Source organism: Sphaerisporangium fuscum (genome assembly GCF_018531465.1).
In the GTDB taxonomy this organism is placed as follows: Bacteria; Actinomycetota; Actinomycetes; order Streptosporangiales; family Streptosporangiaceae; genus Sphaerisporangium; species Sphaerisporangium fuscum.
In genome coordinates this window covers 124,095-143,489 of sequence record NZ_JAHDTF010000010.1, presented here as the reverse complement: position 1 = coordinate 143,489, position 19,395 = coordinate 124,095, and the positions used below count along the sequence as shown (strand labels likewise).

Annotated in this window: 19 protein-coding genes; 12 read left to right on the top strand and 7 right to left on the bottom strand. The window is 73.4% G+C overall.

What is annotated here, in order from left to right; all coding sequences use genetic code 11:
- Positions 1–6 precede the first annotated feature (6 nt).
- From KIK05_RS13100 to KIK05_RS13075, 6 genes are all read right to left on the bottom strand, one after another.
- Complete coding sequence (locus KIK05_RS13100) at positions 7–1,176, bottom strand: uroporphyrinogen-III synthase (protein WP_214410940.1); 1,170 nt, start codon at positions 1,174–1,176, stop codon at positions 7–9.
- The gene (gene nirD, locus KIK05_RS13095; protein ID WP_214410939.1) at positions 1,173–1,532 is read right to left on the bottom strand and encodes a nitrite reductase small subunit NirD; all 360 of its coding nucleotides are present in this window, start codon (positions 1,530–1,532) and stop codon (positions 1,173–1,175) included. Before nirD ends, KIK05_RS13100 begins: the two co-directional genes overlap by 4 nt.
- Entirely contained in the window at positions 1,529–3,988 is a 2,460-nt protein-coding gene (gene nirB / locus KIK05_RS13090) for a nitrite reductase large subunit NirB (RefSeq protein WP_214410938.1), read from the bottom strand. The genes nirD and nirB overlap by 4 nt, the downstream gene beginning before the upstream one ends.
- A complete protein-coding gene (locus KIK05_RS13085) occupies positions 3,955–5,352 on the bottom strand; it encodes an FAD-dependent oxidoreductase (protein WP_214410937.1) in 1,398 nt (465 codons plus the stop codon). Before KIK05_RS13085 ends, nirB begins: the two co-directional genes overlap by 34 nt.
- Positions 5,349–7,475: a molybdopterin oxidoreductase family protein gene (locus tag KIK05_RS13080; RefSeq protein WP_214410936.1), complete on the bottom strand. Its 2,127-nt coding sequence runs from the start codon at positions 7,473–7,475 to the stop codon at positions 5,349–5,351. The genes KIK05_RS13085 and KIK05_RS13080 overlap by 4 nt, the downstream gene beginning before the upstream one ends.
- 130 nt (positions 7,476–7,605) lie before the next feature.
- The gene (locus KIK05_RS13075; protein WP_214410935.1) at positions 7,606–8,964 is read right to left on the bottom strand and encodes an MFS transporter; all 1,359 of its coding nucleotides are present in this window, start codon (positions 8,962–8,964) and stop codon (positions 7,606–7,608) included.
- A gap of 203 nt (positions 8,965–9,167) precedes the next feature.
- On the opposite strand from KIK05_RS13075, the gene def reads away from it, so the two are divergent.
- From def to KIK05_RS13020, 11 genes are all read left to right on the top strand, one after another.
- Positions 9,168–9,674 carry a peptide deformylase gene (gene def / locus KIK05_RS13070; RefSeq protein WP_250562702.1) on the top strand — a complete coding sequence of 169 codons (507 nt, stop codon included), beginning with the start codon at positions 9,168–9,170 and terminating at the stop codon, positions 9,672–9,674.
- A 203-nt stretch (positions 9,675–9,877) separates the two neighbouring features.
- Positions 9,878–10,705, top strand: a complete 828-nt coding sequence (locus KIK05_RS13065; protein ID WP_214410934.1) for a hypothetical protein — start codon at positions 9,878–9,880, stop codon at positions 10,703–10,705.
- A 6-nt stretch (positions 10,706–10,711) separates the two neighbouring features.
- On the top strand, positions 10,712–11,944 hold the full coding sequence (locus KIK05_RS13060) for an SRPBCC family protein (RefSeq protein ID WP_214410933.1): 1,233 nt from the start codon (positions 10,712–10,714) through the stop codon (positions 11,942–11,944).
- A gap of 74 nt (positions 11,945–12,018) precedes the next feature.
- Positions 12,019–12,426, top strand: coding sequence for a gas vesicle protein GvpJ (gene gvpJ / locus KIK05_RS13055; RefSeq protein WP_214410932.1), 408 nt, complete (start codon positions 12,019–12,021; stop codon positions 12,424–12,426).
- A 1-nt stretch (position 12,427) separates the two neighbouring features.
- Positions 12,428–13,294: a GvpL/GvpF family gas vesicle protein gene (locus KIK05_RS13050; protein WP_214410931.1), complete on the top strand. Its 867-nt coding sequence runs from the start codon at positions 12,428–12,430 to the stop codon at positions 13,292–13,294.
- Positions 13,295–13,307: 13 nt separating this feature from the next.
- Entirely contained in the window at positions 13,308–13,529 is a 222-nt protein-coding gene (locus KIK05_RS13045) for a gas vesicle protein GvpG (protein WP_214410930.1), read from the top strand.
- Between the two features lie 77 nt (positions 13,530–13,606).
- Complete coding sequence (gene gvpO, locus KIK05_RS48840) at positions 13,607–14,029, top strand: gas vesicle protein GvpO (RefSeq protein ID WP_214410929.1); 423 nt, start codon at positions 13,607–13,609, stop codon at positions 14,027–14,029.
- 1 nt (position 14,030) lies between these two features.
- Positions 14,031–14,507, top strand: coding sequence for a gas vesicle protein (locus KIK05_RS13035; protein ID WP_214410928.1), 477 nt, complete (start codon positions 14,031–14,033; stop codon positions 14,505–14,507).
- Positions 14,508–14,590: 83 nt separating this feature from the next.
- Complete coding sequence (locus KIK05_RS13030; RefSeq protein WP_214410927.1) at positions 14,591–15,439, top strand: GvpL/GvpF family gas vesicle protein; 849 nt, start codon at positions 14,591–14,593, stop codon at positions 15,437–15,439.
- The gene (locus tag KIK05_RS13025; RefSeq protein WP_214410926.1) at positions 15,436–15,738 is read left to right on the top strand and encodes a gas vesicle protein; all 303 of its coding nucleotides are present in this window, start codon (positions 15,436–15,438) and stop codon (positions 15,736–15,738) included. The genes KIK05_RS13030 and KIK05_RS13025 overlap by 4 nt, the downstream gene beginning before the upstream one ends.
- Positions 15,738–16,118 carry a gas vesicle protein K gene (locus KIK05_RS13020; protein WP_214410925.1) on the top strand — a complete coding sequence of 127 codons (381 nt, stop codon included), beginning with the start codon at positions 15,738–15,740 and terminating at the stop codon, positions 16,116–16,118. The genes KIK05_RS13025 and KIK05_RS13020 overlap by 1 nt, the downstream gene beginning before the upstream one ends.
- Before the next feature lie 3 nt (positions 16,119–16,121).
- On the opposite strand, the gene mshC is transcribed toward KIK05_RS13020, so the two are convergent.
- Positions 16,122–17,345: a cysteine--1-D-myo-inosityl 2-amino-2-deoxy-alpha-D-glucopyranoside ligase gene (gene mshC, locus KIK05_RS13015; protein ID WP_214410924.1), complete on the bottom strand. Its 1,224-nt coding sequence runs from the start codon at positions 17,343–17,345 to the stop codon at positions 16,122–16,124.
- Between the two features lie 183 nt (positions 17,346–17,528).
- On the opposite strand from mshC, the gene KIK05_RS13010 reads away from it, so the two are divergent.
- The gene (locus tag KIK05_RS13010; protein WP_214410923.1) at positions 17,529–19,394 is read left to right on the top strand and encodes a serine/threonine protein kinase; all 1,866 of its coding nucleotides are present in this window, start codon (positions 17,529–17,531) and stop codon (positions 19,392–19,394) included.
- The last annotated feature ends 1 nt before the right edge of the window (position 19,395 follow it).

The following is a 19,395-nucleotide window of genomic DNA, read 5'->3' as shown; positions in this document are numbered from 1 at the left end:
GGGCCATCAACGGTCGTCCGGCCGGCGGCAGGCGAGCCGGTAGCCCCGTTTGACGACGGTCTCCACGATGCCCGCCGGCCCGAGGCCGCGGCGCAGCCGGGTGACGGCCATCTCGACGGCGTGCTCGGCGGAGTCGCGCGACGGCGCCCCCGGCAGCACCAGGCGCAGCTCGCCGCGCGACACGACGTGGCCGGGACGCTCGGCGAGGCGCTTGAGCACCGCCATCGGGGCGGGCGGCAGCGGCTTGAGGTCGCCGTCGACGGCCACGGCGTGGCCGCGGATCTCCAGCTCGTGGCCTCCGGCGGTGACGCGCGTGACACCGTGCTCGGGCAGGTGCCGGGCGAGGAGGCGGGCCAGGGAGCCCAGGCGTGAGCGGTCCGGCCTGATCACCGGGACGCCCCTGTCGGCCAGGGGGCTCGCCGTCACCGATCCGACGCACGCGGCCACGACGGGCCCCTTGAAGGCGGCGAGCAGGGCGTCCTCCAGGCTCTCGGCGCGGGCCGCGTTCAACATGGCGAGCACGGCGGGGGCGCTGGTGAAGGCCACGGCGTCCACCGAGCCGGAGATCACCTGGGTGATCAGGCGGCGCAGCGGCGAGGGGTCGCGGTAGGGCAGCCAGCGGTAGACCGGGACCTCGATCACCGTGGCGCCCGCCTCGCGCAGGGCGGCGACGAACGCGGTGAGCGGCTCGCCGTGCAGCTGGACCACGATGCGGCGCCCCCGCAGGTCCTGTTCAAGCAGGTGGCGCTTGATCTCGTCGCACGACTCCGTCGGCGGCGTCCAGTGGTCGTTGAGCCCGGCGGCGCGCACGGCCCCGCGGGCCTTGGGGCCGCGCGGCAGCAGCCGGGCGCGGGCGAGGTGGGCCGCGAGGCCGGTGGACAGGCCCCAGCCCTCGGCGGCGGCCATCCAGCCGCGGAACCCGACGCCGGTGGTGACCACCACGTCGTCCACCGGCGCCTCGAGGCAGGCGCGGGTGGCCGAAAGCAGGTCGGCGTCCTCGGCGAGCGGCACCAGGCGGATCGCGGGGGCCCGGACGACCCGGGCGCCCCGTCGTTCCAGCAGGGCCGCGAACTCCTCCCGCCGCCGGGTCGCGGTGACGCCGATGGTGAACCCGGCGAGCGCGTCGGGCGCGGTCTCCGGACCGGCCGGGGTGTCGTCGAGCAGGGCGGCCGTCATTCCACGCCCACCTCCACGACGCCGGAGACGATCCGGGTCGCGTACACAGGGATCACCGTCTCGGGATCGTCCAGGCAGGCGCCGGTGACCAGTGAGAACGCCTGCTTGTGCATGGGGGTGACCACCACGGGCTCCTCGCCGCGGCTGCCCATGATCCCCCGGGACATGACGTAGGCGCCACTGTAGGGGTCGCGGTTGCCGACGGCGTACAGGACGCCGTCGAAGGCGCGGAACACCGCGATCTGGCGGCCGGCGACCAGGGCGGCGGCCCCGCGCTCGGGGAGCAGGTCGGTGTAGGCGCAGACGGGCACCCAGGTGGCGGTCGCGGGGGCCGGTGCGTTCTGGACGAGGGTCATCGGCGGGTCACCTCCAGCAGGACGGGCTTGATCTGGTCGCGTTCGGTCTCGAACACGATGGAGGGGTCGGGGGTGTCGGGGGCGTTGACGAAGCTGACGAAGCGGCGCAGCTTGTCGGGGTCGTCGAGGGTGGCGCGCCACTCGTCGAAGTAGCCGGCCACGTGCCGTTCCATGGCCGCGTCGAGGTCGGCGCAGATCCCGAGGGAGTCGTCGATGATCACCTCACGCAGGTAGTCCAGGCCGATGCCCTCGACCCACGCCGAGGTGCGCTGGAGCCGGTCGGCGGTGCGGATGTAGAACATCAGGAACCGGTCGATGGTGCGCACCAGCTCCTCGTCGGTGAGGTCGCTCGCGAGCAGGTCGGCGTGGCGCGGCTTGAAGCCGCCGTTCCCGCCGACGTAGAGGTTCCAGCCGTTGTCGGTGGCGATGACGCCGAAGTCCTTGCCACGGGCCTCGGCGCACTCGCGGGCGCATCCGGAGACGGCCGACTTGAGCTTGTGCGGGGAGCGCAGGCCCCGGTAGCGCATCTCCAGGGCGATGGCCATGCCGACCGAGTCCTGGACGCCGTAGCGGCACCAGGTGGACCCGACGCAGGACTTCACGGTGCGCAGCGCCTTGCCGTAGGCGTGGCCGGACTCGAACCCGGCGTCGACGAGCCGCTTCCAGATCCTGGGGAGCTGCTCCACGCGCGCGCCGAACAGGTCGATGCGCTGACCGCCGGTGATCTTGGTGTAGAGGCCGAAGTCGCGGGCGACCTCGCCGATCACGATGAGCTTCTCGGGGGTGATCTCGCCGCCGGGGATGCGCGGCACCACCGAGTAGGTGCCGTTCTTCTGGATGTTGGCCAGGAAGTGGTCGTTGGTGTCCTGCAGCGCGGCCTGCTCGCCGTCGAGCACGTGGCCGCCGTTGACGGACGCCAGGATCGAGGCGACGGCGGGCTTGCAGACGTCGCAGCCGCGCCCCCGGCCGTGCTCGGCGATGAGCTGCGAGAACGTCGTGATGCCGCGCACCCGCACGATGTCGAACAGCTCGGGCCTGCTGTGGTCGAAGTGCTCGCACAGCGCCTTGCCGGTCTCCACGCCCTCGGCGGCGAGGATCGACACCAGCGCCGGGACGCAGCTGCCGCAACTGGTGCCCGCGCGGGTGCACTTCTTGATCCCGGCGACGTCGGTGAGGCCCTGCTCGGTGATGGCGACGCGGATCGCGCCCGCGCTGACGTTGTTGCAGGAGCACACCTGCGCGTCGTCGGGGTAGTCGGCGCCCGAGACGGCGCCGGACCCTGCCCCGGCGAACAGCAGGTCGCTCGGCGCCGCGGTCAGCTCCCTGCCGACCATCGGCCGCAGCATGGTGTACGGCCCGGCGTCGCCGACGCAGATGCCGCCGAGCAGGGTGCGGGCGTCGTCGCTGACGAACAGCTTCTTGTAGACGCCGGCCACGGGGTCCATGTAGGTGACGTCGAGCGCGCCGGACAGTTGCCCGAAGCTGGCGACGTCGACGCCGAGCAGCTTGAGCTTGGTCGACAGGTCGGCCCCGGTGAAGGCCGCCGTGCCGCCGAGGATGCGGTCGGCCGCCACCTCGGCCATGGTGAAGCAGGGACCGACCAGGCCGTACACCATGCCGCCGGCCAGGGCGCACTCCCCCACCGCGTAGATCGCCGGGTCGGCGGTGCGCATGCCCTCGTCCACGACGACGCCGCCCCGCTCGCCGACGGGGAGCCCGGCGGCGCGGGCCAGCTCGTCGCGGGGGCGGACGCCAGCGGAGAAGACGACGACATCGGCGTCGATCTCGGTGCCGCCGGTCAGTACCACCCGGTCGTCCTCGATGCGGTCGAGCCCGGTCCCGGTGTGCACGGTCAGGCCGAGCCGTTCGATGTGGCCGCGCAGCACCGAGCCGCCGCCCTCGTCGATCTGGCGGGGCATCAGCCAGCCGCCCATCTCCACCACGTGCGTGGCCAGGCCCAGCCCGCGCAGCGCGTCGGCGGCCTCCAGGCCGAGCAGACCGCCGCCGACCACGACACCGGAGACGGCCCGCCCGGCGGCCGCGCGGATGGCGTCCAGGTCGTCGATGGTGCGGTACACGAACGCCCGCCCGGCCCCCGCGACGGGCGGGACGAAGGGGGCCGACCCGGTGGCGAGCACCAGGACGTCGTACGGCTCCCGGTGGCCGCTCCGGGTGGTGACGGTGCGGGCCTCCCGGTCGATCGAGACCACCCGGTCGGCGAGCCTGGTCGCGGACAGGGCCGCGGGCTCGGGGTAGGTCAGGTCGGCCAAAGACGTGCCGGTGAGGTAGGAGGTGAGGGCCACCCGGTCGTAGGCGGGCCTCGGCTCCTCACCGAGCACGGTGACGCTTCCCCGGAAGCCCCTGTCGGCGAGGGTCTCCACAAGCCGGTGGGCCGCCGGCCCGTATCCCACCACGACGACTCTCACGCGCCGACCTCCTCCTGCTCGCACAGCCATCCGACGATCCCTTCGACCGCGGCGCGGCAACTTCCGCATCCCGTGGTGGCGCGGGTGGCCTCCACCACCGCGGCGGTGTCCCTGGCGCCGGCCTCCCAGCAGGCGCGGATGCGGCCCTTGGTGACGTTGTTGCACTCGCACACCCGCGCCGAGTCCGGCATGCGGACGGGGCTGTCGGCGGGGGTGGCGACGTCCAGGCCGGGGAACAGCAGCCCGGCCGGGTCGCTCGGCAGCGGGCCGCCCCGGTCGTAGAGCTGGGTGAGCGTCCCCACGGTGGGCGCCTCGCCGAGCAGGATCGCGCCCACCAGGCGGTCCTGTCTGATCACCAGCTTGCGGTAGATGCCTCGGGCGCGGTGGCTGAAGCGGACGACCTCGACCGCGCCCGAGGGATCCTCCGAAAGGTGCGCCTCCCCCATGGACGCCAGCTCCACGCTCCTGGCCTTCAGCCGGGTGACCAGGCGCGATCCGCGGTACCTGGCGGTCTCGTCGGCGCCGGTGACCAGGTCGGCGACCACGGCGGCCTGCTCCCAGGCGGGGGCGACCAGGCCGTACACCGTGCCGTCGTGCTGGGCGCACTCGCCGATGGCGTAGATACGCGGGTCGCCGGTGCGCAGCCGGTCGTCGACGATGACGCCGCGGCCGACCGGCAGGCCGGCGTCCCGGGCGAGGCCGGTCACCGGCCGCACGCCGCAGGCCAGCACGACCAGCTCGCCGGGGAGCACCTCCCCGGTGGCGAGCTCGACGCCGTGGGCGTGGATCGCGGTGACCTTCGCCTCGGTCCTGACGGCCACGCCGAGCCCGGCGAGCGCCTCGCCGAGCACCAGGCCGGCCTCGGCGTCGAGCTGGCGGTCCATCAGGTGCCCGGCCAGGTGGACCAGGGTGACGGGCAGGCCGCGCCCGGCGAGCCCGCGGGCCGCCTCGACGCCGAGCAGCCCTCCGCCGATCACCACCGCGCCGGAGGCGGTGGCGGCGGCCGCGAGGATCCGCTCGCAGTCGTCCATGGTGCGGAAGGCGACGGCCCGGCCGGCGCCGGGGACCGGCGGCACGACGGGCTCGCTGCCGGTGGCGAGCACCAGGACGTCGTACGGCTCGCGCGTCCCGTCACCGGCGTGGACCACCCGCTTCTCGCGGTCGATGGCGGTCACGGTGACGCCGAGGCGTGCGGTCAGGTGCTCGGCGTGGACGGGCAGGCGGACCTGCTCGGCGCCGGCGGTGCCGGCGAGCACGTTCGACAGCAGCACCCGGTTGTACGGCCGGGTGGTCTCGGCGCCGAAGACCGTGATCTCGATGTCCTTGTCGCGCCGCCGCACCTCGCTCGCCAGGCGCGATCCGGCCATGCCGTTGCCGACGATGACGAGCCTCACCTCCGCCGTCCCTTCTCCGCGTCCGCCGGAGCGGCGTCGCGGCGCTCGACCCGCACGGCGCAGACCTTGAACTCCGGCATCCGTGACACCGGGTCGAGGGCGGGGTTGGTGAGCCGGTTGGCGCCCTCCCAGTGGAAGGGCATGAACACCGTGTCGCGGCGGATGCCGGGGCTCACCCGGGCGACGGCCTCCACCGATCCCCTGCGGCTGGTCACGCGCAGCACGTCGCCGGGGGCGGCCTCCAGGCGCTCGGCCAGGTCGGGGTGGAGTTCGACGTACGGCTCGGGGGCGGCGGCGTTCAGCGCGGCGATGCGCCGGGTCTGGGCGCCGCTCTGGTACTGGGCGAGGACGCGTCCGGTCGTCAGGTAGTAGGGGTAGTCGTCGTCGACGTCCTCGGCCGCCGGGCGGTGGTCGACGGGGACGAACCTCGCGCGGCCGTCGGGGGTGGGGAACCGGTCGAGGAACGGCCGCGGGGTGCCCGGGCCGTCCCCGGGGGGAGCGGGCCAGAAGACGCCGGTCTCGGCGGCGATCCGCTCGTAGGTGATGCCCGAGTAGTCGGCGACGCCGCCCGCGCTTGCGCGGCGCAGCTCGTCGAACACGGTCGCCGGGTCGCCGGAGAACCCCTCCGGGCGGCCGAGGCGGGCCGCGAGCCCGGCGATGATCTCCAGGTCGCTCCGCACGCCCGGGGGCGGGGCGACGGCCCGGCGGCGCAGCAGGACCCTGCCCTCCAGGTTGGTCATCGTGCCGTGCTCCTCGGCCCACTGGGTGGTGGGGAGCACGACGTCGGCCATCGCGGCGGTCTCCGACAGCACGATGTCGGAGACGACCAGGAGGTCGAGGGCCGCCAGGCGCTCGGCGACGTGCCGCGCGCGGGGCGCGGAGACGACCGGGTTGGAGCCGAACACCAGCAGGGCGCGGGGGCCGTCCTCGGTGCCGAGGGCGTCGAGCAGTTCGTACGCCGAGCGGCCGGGGCCGGGGAGGTCGGCGGGGTCGACGCCCCACACCTTCGCGACGTGGGCGCGGGCGGCGGGGTCGTCGATCCGGCGGTAGCCGGGGAGCTGGTCGGCCTTCTGCCCGTGCTCGCGCCCGCCCTGGCCGTTGCCCTGGCCGGTCAGGCAGCCGTAGCCGGAGCCCGCCCGGCCGGGCAGGCCGAGGGCGAGGGCGAGGTTGATGAAGGCGGTGACGGTGTCGACGCCCTTGGCGTGCTGCTCGGCGCCCCGCCCGGTGAGGATCATCGCGGTGCGTGCGGTGCCGAGCAGGTGGACGGCCCGCCGCATCTCGGCGACCGGGACGCCGGTGACGCGCTCGGCGCGCTCGGGCCACCAGGAGGCGGCCGACGCGCGGACCGCCTCGAACCCGGTCGTGCGGGCCGCGATGTACTCCTCGTCGGCGTACCCCTCGGTGATCGCGATGTGCAGCATGGCGAGGGCCAGGGCGAGGTCGGTGCCGGGGGCGGTGCGCAGGTGCAGGGCGGCGTGCCTGGCGGTGCGGGTCTCCCTGGGGTCGACGACGATCAGGGTGTTCCTCAGGTGCCGCAGGAACGGGGGCATGGTCTCGGCGACGTTGCCGCCCGCCATGAGGACGACCTCGGCGTCGCCGATGTCGGTGATCGGGAACGGGAGCCCGCGGTCCATCCCGAACGCCCGGCCCGCGGCGGCGGCGGCCGACGACATGCAGAACCGGCCGTTGTAGTCGATCTGGGAGGTGCCGAGGGCCACGCGGGCGAACTTGCCGAGCTGGTAGGCCTTCTCGTTGGTCAGGCCGCCGCCACCGAACACCGCCACCGCGTCCCTGCCATGGCCGGCCTGGATCGCCGTGACGGCGGCGGCGACGCGGTCGAGCGCCTCCTCCCAGGTCACCGGTACGAGCGGGGCGGTACGGCTCGCCCGGGCGAGCGGTGTGGTGAGGCGGGCGCCGCCGGACAGCAGCTCGGCCGCCGTCCAGCCCTTCTGGCACAGCGCGCCGCCGTTGGCCGGAACGTCGTCACGAGGCGTTATCGTGATCTTGCCGGCGTCCTCGCCGACGTTCATGCCGCACTGCAGGGCGCAGTAGGGGCAGTGCGTCGCCTCTCCCTCGTGGACCGGCGACATCACAGTCACCGGCGGGGAAAGTGAGATCGGCATGGCATCGATGGTGCTTTCAGGCGGTTTCACCCCTGGGTCCCTCCTGTTACCTCTGTGCTACAAGCCGCCAACCGTGTTCACATCGGGCGCGAGCCGCTGTGCGCTCGCCCCCGCAGGTCCGGTTCGCGCGTCACACCCGGGCGGCGGCGAGGCTCGGCGCGAGCCGTACGCCGACGGTGCGCAGGTAGCAGAACCAGGTGAGCGCCGCGCAGGCGGCGTAGAAGACGGCGAAGGCGAGCAGCGCGGCCCCGGCGCCGCCGGTCGCGGCGATGGAGGTGCCGAAGCCCCGGTTGATGAAGAAGCCGCCGAAGGCGCCGACGGCGGAGATGATCCCGACGGCGGCCGAGCTGTCGCGCCTGCCGGTCGCCGCGGCCGCCGCGAGCGCCTCGGTGTCCCCGGCGGGGACGCCCGCGAGGGCCTTGGCCCGGAAGATGGCCGGGATCATGCGGTACGTCGAGCCGTTGCCGACACCGGTGAGGCCGACCAGCAGCAGGTAGGCCGCGAAGAAGCCGCCGAAGTGGTGCGCCGAGAGCCCGTAGGCGACCAGCGCGATCGCCACGCCCATGGCGCCGAAGTTCCACAGCGTGACCCGCGCCCCGCCGAGGCGGTCGGCCAGGCGCCCGCCGAGCGGCCTGATCAGCGAGCCGGCCAGCGCGCCGAGGAAGGCCCAGCCGAGGCTCCCGGCGTGCTCGGGGAACTGGCTCTTGATCAGCAGGGGGAAGGCGGTGGTGTAGCCGATGAACGAGCCGAACGTCCCGATGTAGAGCAAGGACATGATCCACGTCTGGACCCGGCCCGCGATCTTCAGCTGCTCCCTGGCGCTCGCCCTGGCGGTGGCGAGGTTGTCCATGAAGAAGAACGCGCCCACGGCGGCGACCACGATGAACGGCACCCAGAACAGACCGGCCGCCGCCAGCCCGAACCCGCCGATCACCAGCGGCATGACGAGCTGGACGGAGCTGACGCCGATGTTGCCGCCTGCCGCGTTGAGGCCGAGCGCCCAGCCCTGCCGGCGTTCCGGGTAGAAGTGGGTGATGTTGGCCATGCTGGAGGCGAAGTTGCCGCCGCCGAACCCTGCCGTGGCGGCGATGAGCAGGAACACCCAGTACGGCGTGCCGGGGTCGCTCACCGCGACGGCGAGCAGCACCGCGGGCACGAGCAGCAGCATCGCGCTGACGACCGTCCAGTTGCGTCCGCCGAATCGGGCGGGGGCGAAGGTGTAGGGCAGGCGCAGCGCCGAGCCCACCAGGTTGGGCAGCGACACCAGCCAGAAGAGCTGGTCGGTGGAGAACGCGAAGGAGCCGAGCTTGACGGCGACGATGCTCCAGACGGTCCACAGGGTGAAGCCGAGGTGCTCGGCGAGGATCGAGAAGACGAGGTTCCGCCGGGCGATCCCCTTGCCGCGGGTTTCCCAGAATCCGGGGTCGTCGGGGTTCCACTCGGTGATCCAGCGGCCTTTCGCCGGCGCGGCCGTATCCGCCACCGTCACGGTGCCTCCTATGTCGCTGCCTGTTCGGGAGGACTTGAAGGTAGCCAGGCCGATCACACCCGGAGACGACGAATGTCAGAGATCGGCGTTACTTTCGACTCACCGGCGAAACATGTGATGCACAGGCATCACCGATGCAACATCGATTTAACGAAGATTGCCCGCGGCGCGGGCCGGGAATTCCCTCCACGTACCTTCCGCCGATGCCGTCGTCACCCCCGGGAGCGGGCATGACCAGCGTCCAGCCGATCAGGCTCTACTCCGACCCGGTGCTCCGCACCGCCGCCGAGCCGGTCACGAGGTTCGACCGCTCCCTGCGCGAGCTGGTCAAGTCGCTGCAGGCCACCACCCGGGCGGGTTCCGGGCGGGCGGGGCTGGCCGCGCCGCAGATCGGCGTGTCGCTGCGCGTGCTGGTGTTCGAGGTGGACGGCAGGTCGGGCCATCTGGTGAACCCGCGGCTCGAGCTTTCCGAGCGCAGGATCGTCGCCGACGAGGCGTGCCTGTCGGCCCCCGGCGTGTACTGGCCTCTGGAGCGTTCCTACTCGGTGGTGGCGCGGGGGCGTGACATGTTCGGCAAGCCGGTGACGCTCCGGGCGCTGGGCATGCTGGCGCGGGTGCTGCAGCACGAGGTGGACCACCTCGACGGCGTGCTGTTCAGCGACCGGCTCCCGGAGGAGGACCGCGAGCGCTTCCTGTCCTCCATGACCTGATCCACGCGCGGGTCGATCGACCGTATCCCTCCCCCCGCGTTCCGGCCTCCCCTGCCACGCGGGGATTTCGACATGCCGCTTTCCGTGCGCGGTATGTCCATTTTTTCCGCTAATGAGCGTTCTGAGGGGTTGGTGCGGGGTAGGGCATCGGACGATTCGCCAGCGAGCCGGGCGCGGGAGACGGCCCCGAGTAGGAGGCAATCGTGAAGGGTGGACTGCAGGTGGCCGCGGCCCTGGCCGTGGGCTACTTCCTCGGCCGGCACCGCAGGTTCAAGACGGCGGTCGGCCTCGCCATCGCCGGGGCCACCGGCAAGCTGGGCAGGGGGCAGGGCGGCCTGATCGAGCAGGGTGTCAAGCTGCTCAGCTCCTCCCCCGAGGTCGAGAAGATCGTCAACAGCGTACGGGGCGACCTGTTCGAGGCCGGTAAGGCCGCCGCGAAGGCGGCGACGAGCAGGCAGGTCAGCAACCTCAGCACCAAGCTCCAGGAGCGCGCCGACGCCCTGCAGCACGCGGCGAACGTCGCGGCCGGGCTGGAGGAGGCCACCGCCGTGGTGGCGGGGGGCACCGGCGAGGCCGGGAAGGCCACCAAGGGCGGCGTGACCGGCCTGCGCGAGCGTGCCGCGGGCGGGATGCGGGCCGCCGGATCGCGGCTGCGCCGCCGCCGCGAGGAAGCGGAGGAAGAAGAGGAACGGCCCCGCCGCCGCGCCGAGGGCGAGGAAGAAGAGGAACGACCCCGCCGCCGCGCCGAGGGCGAGGAACGCCCCCGCCGGCGCCGCGAGGAGGAGGAGGAGGAGCCGTACGAGGACGAGTACGACGAGTACGACGACGAGGACTACGAGGAGGAGCCCCCACCCCGCCGCCGGCCCTCCGAGCCGGAAGGCCGCGGGCGGCCCTCCGGCCGGGGCCGCGAGTCCTTCGACGAATCCCGGGAGGACGAGGAGCAGGAGGACGAGGAGCCGGTCCCTCGCGGCCGGGTGGTCCGCGAGGAGACGCCTCAACGTTCCCGTCCGGTCCGCCGCACCCGGGGGTGATCTCACATGACGCAACAGCGAGTGAGCGGACTTCTCAAGGCGCTGCCGGATCCGCTGAAGGACCAGCTGCGCGGCCTCGCCGGCACGGCCGGCAAGCTCGCGCTCCAGGCCGTCGCGAAGCGGGTCGACAACAAGACCAGGCAGTTGCGGGGGTACGCCGAGGGCAGCGGCGATGGCCCTGGCCTGTTCAGCCTGCTGACCGGGACCGAAGGGCGCTGGGGCCAGGTCAAGGGTGTCGCCAAGCTGGCCTTCAGCGGGCTCAAGCACAAACTTGGCTTCGGCAAGAGCAAGGGCAAGAAGCTCAAGCTGATCAACATCGAGGAGTCGCTCGACATGGGCGCCCCGCGCCGGGTGGTCTACAACCAGTGGACCCAGTTCCAGGACTTCCCGAGCTTCATGAAGAAGGTCGAGAAGGTCGTCCAGGAGAGCGACGAGAAGCTCAACTGGCAGGCCAAGATCTTTTGGTCGCGCCGGCAGTGGCAGTCCACGATCACCGAGCAGGTGCCCGACGAGAAGATCATCTGGCGGTCCCAGGGCGCCAAGGGGTACGTCGACGGCGCGGTGACCTTCCATGAGGTCACCCCTGACATGACCCGGGTCCTGATGGCTCTGGAGTACCACCCCAAGGGCTTCATGGAGCACGTCGGCAGCATGTGGCGGGCGCAGGGCCGCCGGGCACGCCTGGAGTTCAAGCACTTCCGCCGACACGTCATGAACGAGTTGCTGCTGCACCCCGACGAAGTAGAGGGCTGGCGGGGCGTGATCCACGAGGGCGAGGTCGTCAAGGACCACGAGACGGCCCTGCGCGAGGAAGAAGAGGAGCGCGAGGAGCGCGAAAGGCGCGGCGAGCCCGAGGAGGCAGAGTACGCCGAGGAAGAGGGCCCGCGCGAGGCCGAAGAGGGCCCCGAGGGCGAGGAAGAGCCCGAGGAGGCCGGGGAACGCGCCAGTGGGCCCGAGGAGCGGGAAGAGCGCGAAGAGGAGCCCGCGCACAGCGAGGAGGAGGAGCGCCGCCGGCGGCGGTGGGGCTTCCGGCGCGGCGAACGGACGGCCGAGGAGGAGAGGCCTCCCGTCAGCAGCCACCGGTCTCAGCCGGGCGAGGGCGAGGAACGCCCCCGGCGGCGGCCGGAGGGCGGCCGCGGCGAGGAGCCTCACGCACGGCGCCGGCGCCCCGAAGGCGGCGAGGGCGAGGAGCGGCCCCGCCGCCCCCGGGAGGAGGCCACGCGACGCTCCCGCCAGTGACCATCCATCCCCCGGCCCGGGGCCGCGCTCCATGAGCGAGGCCCCGGAACCATCGAAACCAAGGAGTACAGCGCATGACCATCGTGCAGCCCTCAGGAGGCGGGGCGGTCGGAAGGCCGTCCACGTCGGGCGGCGGACTGGCGGACGTCATCGACACGATCCTCGACAAGGGGCTCGTGATCGACGCCTACGTCAGCGTCGCGCTCGTGGGCATCGAACTGCTGACCATCAACGCCCGTGTGGTGGTGGCCAGCGTGGACACCTATCTGCGCTTCGCCCAGGCGGCCAACCGCCTCGACATCGCCGAGGGCCAGAAAGGGCTCCCCGAGCTGATGCAGGACATGACGCAGGGGGTGGCGAAGAGCAAGACCAAGGGCATCGCGCAGGGCGCCCTGGAGGCCGCGGGCGAGCGGCTGCGCGACTTCATCAGTGACCAGCAGGAGGAGCCCGCGCCGAGGCGCAGGCACAGGGGGGAGGACTGAGATGGCCCGTTCCACTCAGAGTCCGGCCGCGGCCGGATCCAGGGACGAGCGCACGAGCCGCGACGCCGAGCCGGAGGAGAACCGGACCGGCGAGGCGCGGGACACGGCCGAGGGCGCGCCCGGCGGGGTGAGCGCGTCGTACGTCTACGGCATCCTCCCCGGCGACGTCGAGCTGACCCCCGAGCCCCGCGGCGTCGGCGACCCGCCCGGCCAGATCAGCCTGGTGCGGCACCGGGACATCGCCGCCCTCGTCAGCGACCTCCACGTCAGCCGCCCCCTCGGCAAGCCGGACGACCTGCTGGCCCACCAGCGGCTGCTCGACGACGTGGCGGCGGAGGTCCCGGTCCTGCCGCTGCGCTTCGGGGCGGTCATGGAGAGCCCCGAGGCGGTCGAACGCGAGCTGCTCGCCCCGCACCACGACGAGTTCCGCGAGGCGCTCGAACAGCTCGAGGGCCGGGTGCAGTTCGTCGTCAAGGCGCGGTACGAGGAGGGGGCGATCGTCCGCGAGGTGCTCGGGGAGGATCCGGAGGCCGCGAGGCTGCTGCAGGAGATCCGCGGCGTGCCCGAGGACGCGAGCTGGGACGCGCGGATCCGGCTCGGCCAGATGCTCAGCGAGGCCATCGAGCACAAGCGCGACGCCGACACCCGGGTCCTGGCGGAGGCCCTCGCCGCCGACGCGGACGCGGTGGTGATCCGCGACCCGACGCACGAGCAGGACGCCGCCCACCTCGCCGTCCTGGTCCAGACCGACCGCCAGGACGCCTTCGAGGAGACCCTGGAGGAGTTCGGCCGGCGGTGGGAGGGCCGCGTCGTCATACGCCTGCTCGGTCCCCAGGCCCCCTACGACTTCGTCAGCACCAAGACGTGAAGGCGGCACGGAAATGGGCGTGTTCAAACTGCTCTTCGGCTGGCCGCTCGCGCCCGTCGAGCTCCTGATCAAGCTCGGCGAGCTCATCGAGCGGCAGGTCGACACGCAGCTCCACGACCCGGCGTCCATCAGACGGCAGCTGGAGGAGGTGGACGAGGCGAGGGCCGAGGGCCGCATCTCCGAGGAGGAGGCGTCCCGCGCCACCGAGGAGATCCTCCAGCGAATGATGGCGTAGGCGCGCCCTCGTGCCCGCGATCAGAGCGAGCGTGATCGGCACGGTGAGCGTGATCGGTGCAGAGGGGAAGTGATGCGGTGCCTGCGAGTCGCGGAGCCCGCGGTGAGCGTGGTCCGGGCCGGTACGCCCCGGACGACTACTACGAGCGCACCGGCAGGGCCGACGACTGGCCGGGCGAGGAAGAGGAGGACGTCGAGCGCGGGCGCCGCCGGGGCCGGGAGAGGCCGGCGCGGCGCCTGACGGCGCTGACGGCGGGGCAGGCGGGCGCGCGCTACATCGCCGAGCTGACCGGCAAGGACGTCGAGGGCGTCACCATGGTCAAGCCGGCGGGCGACGGATGGACGGTCGAGGTCGAGGTCGTGGAGGACCACCGGGTGCCGTCCTCGGGCGACACCCTCGGCGTCTACGCCCTCGATCTGGACTCGGAGGGCGACCTGGTGTCCTACCGTCGAGCGCGCAGCTTCCGGCGCGCGAAGGGCGACACGGGCGGGGTGTACTGACATGTCCGACCCCACGCGGCCCTCGGGCGTCGTGTCGCCCGGCTACGGCTACCGTGCCCCCGCGACGCGCGACTCCGGCGGCGGCAACCTCGCCGACATCCTGGAGCGCGTGCTCGACCGGGGCGTGGTGATCGTCGGCGACATCAAGGTGAACCTCCTCGACATCGAGCTGCTCACGATTAAGCTGCGGCTGCTGATCGCCTCGGTCGACACCGCGCGGGAGCTCGGCATCGACTGGTGGGAGCACGATCCCTGGCTCAGCTCCAGGGACCGTGACCTGGTCGAGGAGAACCGCAGGCTGCGCGAGCGCCTGGCCGCGGTCGAGGAGACCGCCCCGGAACGGGCGTCCGTCGAGGATCGGGCCGGTGGCCGCAGGCCCGTCGAGCGCTCACGCGAGCGGGAACGGGACCGGGAACGCGAGCCGTACGAGCCTGGCCGTGCCCGCCGTCCCACCGGGCGGGAGGACCGCGGTGACTGACACGGGTGCGTGTGCGTGCGTGCGCGCGGTCGCGAGTGCCGGGGCCGCCCCCTACGGCGGCGGCAGAGGTGAGGAGGACCTCGGTGGCTGACACGGGGACCTACGTCTACGCGGTCACCCGCGAGGAGGACCGCGCCGGGCCGGAGGTGCTCGAGGGCCTGTCCGGCGTGGCCGGCGCCCCGGTCCGCACGGTGCCGCAGGCGGGGCTGGTGGCCTACGTCAGCAGCGTCCCGCTGACGCGGTTCGGGGAGGAGCCGCTGCGGCGCTCCCTGGAGGATCTGGACTGGCTGGGCGCGACGGCGCGCGCGCACCACCGGGTGGTGGAGGCCGTGGCGAGGGCCGCCGCGACCGCCCCGGTCCGCCTGGTGACGGTCTACGGCGGCGACGACCAGGTCCGCGAGATGCTGGCCCGGCGGCGGCGGGACTTCCAGGACGTGCTCGCCCGCCTCGCCGGGCGCAGCGAGTGGGGCGTGAAGGTGTACGCCGAGCCGCCGCCCTCGGCACGGGCCGGCGAGCGCGGCGCCGTGCCCGCCGGCGGGGGGCCTGAGCAGGCGGGAAGGCCCGGCACCGAGTACCTCAGGCGCCGCAAGGCGAGCCTGCGCAGCCGGGACGACGCCTGGCGCGAGGCGACCGAGCGGGCCGAGCACGTGCACGCGGCCCTGGCGGCCGTCTCGGCGGCGAGCACCCGCCACCGGCCGCAGGACCCGCAGTTGTCCGGCCGCGACGACTGGATGCTGCTGAACGGCGCCTATCTCGTCGACGACGGGCGGCGGCGGGAGTTCGAGGCCGCGCTGGACGCGCTGCGCGAGCCGGGGGTGGAGATCCAGCTCACCGGGCCGTGGGCGCCGTACTCGTTCGCCGGCTTCGGCCCGGAGGCGGCACGCGATGATCCACCACCGGCCCCATCCGGCGAAGGCGGAGGCGCGCGATGATCCACGACCTGCCTCCGCGCGGCCGGCTCCTGGCCGCCGAGGGGCGTCTGCCACCCGAGCGGGTCGCCCTGGTCGACCTGCTGGACCGGCTGCTCGCCGGAGGGGCCGTGATCACCGGTGACGTGATCCTGTCGATCGCCGACATCGACCTGGTGCGCATCTCGCTGCGGGCGCTCATCATGTCGGTCCGGGCGTCCGAGCCACTGGACACCGCCGTCCCGGGCACGGGGTCCGCGAGCCCGGTCGTCTGGAACGATCCCCCGGCGAGCGACGCGGACGTCCGCGAGAGGAGCGCGTGATGACGGAATCGGACACCGGGCCGCCCCGTCCCGGGGACGAGGCGGCGTACGACGCAGGGCCGGGGAAGGAGGCTCCCGGAGCGTCCGGCCGGGTGCCGGAGGCCGGCCGGTGGCGGCTGCAGACCGACCCGGAGACGGTCGAGCGGGACCTGACGCGCCTGGTGCTCACGCTCGTGGAGCTGGTGCGCCAGCTGGTCGAGCGCCAGTGCGTGCGCCGCATGGACCAGGGCGACCTGAGCGACGACCAGGTCGAGACGCTGGGGCTGACGCTGATGCGCCTGGAGGAGGCCATGACCGACCTGTGCGACCGGTTCGGCCTGTCCCCCGCGGACCTCAACCTCGACCTCGGCCCCCTCGGCACCCTCCTCCCCACCGACTGACCGTCAGAGGGCGACGCCGAGGAGGGCGTCGGCGATGGCGCGCACCAGGGCCGGGGCCTCGGGGTCGTCGCCCTCCCCCGCGGAGGCGCGGGCGGCCCAGGCGTCGACGGCCGCGAGGGCGCCCGGGGTGTCCAGGTCGTCGGCCATGCGCTCCCTGACCTGCCGCAGCAGCGCCTGACCGTCGGGCCCGGCGGGCAGCTCGACGGCGGAGCGCCAGCGCGCGAGCCGTCCGTGGGCGGTCTCGATCTGGTCGGGGGTCCACTCCCAGTCGGCGCGGTAGTGGTGGGCGAGCAGGGCGAGGCGCACGGCCACGGGGTCGTGCGCGGCGCGCAGTTTGGAGACGAACACCAGGTTGCCCCGCGACTTGGACATCTTCTCGCCGTCGAGGGCCACCATGCCGGCGTGGACGTAGGCCTTGGCGAAGGGCCACTCCCCCGTGGCGACGTGGCCCTCGCTGGCGCCCATCTCGTGGTGGGGGAAGATCAGGTCGGAGCCGCCGCCGGAGACGTCGAAGCCGCTGCCGAGGCAGTTCAGCGCGATCGTGGTGCACTCGACGTGCCAGCCGGGCCGGCCCGGGCCGAACGGCGACGGCCAGGACGGCTCGCCGGGGCGCTCGGCGCGCCACAGCAGCCAGTCGAGCGGGTGGCGCTTGCCCTCGCGGCCGGGGTCGCCGCCGCGCTCGGCGAACAGCTCCAGCATCTCCTCCTCGGAGAAGCCGGAGACGGCGCCGAACTTCGGGGCGGCGCCGACCGAGAAGTAGACGTCCCCGTCGACCTCGTAGGTGGCGCCCTTGTCCTTCAGCCGCCCGATCAGCGCGGCCACCTGGTCGACGACCTCGGTGACCCCGACGTACTCGTCGGGGGGAAGGATGCGCAGGGCGTCCATGTCCGAGCGGAAGAGCTCGATCTCGCGCTCGGCCAGCTCGCGCCAGTCGACCCCGGTCTGCTCGGCGCGCTCGAGCAGCGGGTCGTCGACGTCGGTGGCGTTCTGGATGAAGCGGACCTGGTGCCCGGCGTCGCGCCAGACCCGGTTGACCAGGTCGAACGCGAGGTAGGTGTTGGCGTGCCCGAGATGGGTCGCGTCGTAGGGGGTGATGCCGCAGACGTACATGAGGGCGGTGGGCCCCGGGGTGGTCTCCCTGATCTCCCGCGCGGAGGTGTCGTAGAGCCGGAGAGGGAGGCCTGCACCAGGCAGGGAAGGGATCTTCGGAGCGGACCACGATCGCATGCCCCGAGCCTATCCATGCTGCACGGTGGTCCGATCACACCGGGTGTCCCCTTTTGAGACATGAGGGAGGCTCGCGGTTAATCGACCAAAAAGTCCCTTGATCACGTTCCAACGTGGCAGAATCTTCCGCGCCACGGTACGGGGGTCCGGCACTGGCTTCTGCAAAGTAGAGGGAGAGCTCGATTGCCGGCTTTCAAGCCCTTGGGTCCGACGGATCCGACGAAGATCGCCTCCTACCAGGTGACCGGCCGGATCGGCGAAGGCGGTCAGGGCGTGGTCTACGCCGCCGAGACCGAGTCGGGTGTCCGCGTGGCGGTCAAGCTGCTGCACAGGCGGTTCTCCGACGACGGGCGGGTGCGGCGCGCCTTCGGCGCCGAGATGCGCCAGGCGCAGCGGGTGAGGGACCTCCGCGTCGCGCGCGTGCTCGCCTACGGTATCCATGAGCGCCGCCTCTACTACGCCAGCGAGTACGTCGACGGCCCGTCGCTGTGGGAGACCGTCGAGAGGCAGGGTCCCCGCCCGGCGAACGAGCTGGCCGAGCTCGCGATCGCGACGCTGACCGCGCTCGCCGCCATCCACGAGGCCGGCGCCACCCACGGCGACTTCAAGCCGGGCTGCGTGCTGATCGGCCCCGACGGCGGCCGCGTGATCGACTTCGGGGTGGGGCGCGCCCTGGAGGCGCCCTCGCGGGCGGGCGGGGGCGCCTCGCCGTTCACCGCGCCCGAGTACCTGGCGGGCACCACCCCCGGGTCCGAGAGCGACATGTTCGCCTGGGCCGGCGTCATGGTGTACTCCGCCACCGGCCGCGCGCCGTTCGGCCAGGACTCGGTGCCGGCCGTCATCAACCGCATCCTGAACGGCGCGCCCGACCTGTCGGCGCTCAGCGGCCCGCTGCTCGACGCCGTCACCATCTGCCTCGACAAGAACCCCTCCAGGCGGCCCACCGCGCGGGAGCTGCTCGCCCGCCTCCAGGGGGCGCGGCTCGGGCTCGGCCCCGCGGGGATCGGCTCCACCGGGCTGATCCCCGTGGTCCCGATCCCGCGGCCTTCCACCGGCGGGTTCCCCGCCGCGGAGTTCCCGCCGGTCGAGCCTTCCGCCCCCCGGTTCCCTCCCCTGGATCTTCCCCCGGCCGCGCCGCCCGCCCCCCGGTTCCCTCCCCTGGACCTCCCCTCGGCGGGGCCCGCCGCGGCCGCGCCGCCCGTCGTCCCGCTCCCGCCCGTCGAGCCTCCCGCCCCGGTGACGGCCGCCGAGCCCGCGCCGGCCCAGCCGTGGGGGGCCTACGGCGGAGGCCCGCCGGCGGCGCCGAAGGCCTACGAGGGGCCGATCCCGCTCAGTCCCCGGCCGCTGTGGCCGAGGTCCGGGAACCCCGAGTACACCGGGACGACGGCCCCGCCCGCGGCCTCCGCGTCGCCGGACGAGATGAGAGCGTTAACAGCGCCGGGCGACACCGTGGTCCGGGTGGCCGGGCCCGAGGACCGGCAGGGCGTCACCCGGCGCAGGCGCCGGCGCAGACGGGCGCGCGCGATCGTGGGGGCCGCCGGCGGGCTCGTGCTCGTCATCGTGGTGGTCGTCGTCACCTCGGGCGTCCTGCCGTCCCGCAAGGAGGTGCCGGGCGTGGCCCTGCGCCCCGGGCCGGCGCCCGACACCCAGGTGACGAGCGGCCCGCCTCCCACGCCCAGCGCCGAGCCCACCCCCACTCCCTCGCCGGCGAAGACCAAGAAGAAGCCCACCAAGGCGCCGGGGTGGGAGGCCTCGCCGGTGCAGGTCGTCAAGCCCGAACTGCGGGTCAGCCCGCTCAGGGCCCGCGTGACCTCCGACTACATCTCGTACGTGAACATCCACCTGAAGGCGAAGGGCGCCACCGTGCGGTGGCGGGCCACGATCACCGAGGGCAGCATCCTGAGCTCGACGAAGGGCGTGATCGAGGCGGGCCGCTCGACGACCATCACCGCCTACGGGACGCCCTACTGCAGCACCGCCACGGTGCGGTTCAGCTCCAACGGGGGCGACAGGACGGTGACGATCATCTGGGGCGGCATCCTCTGCTGAC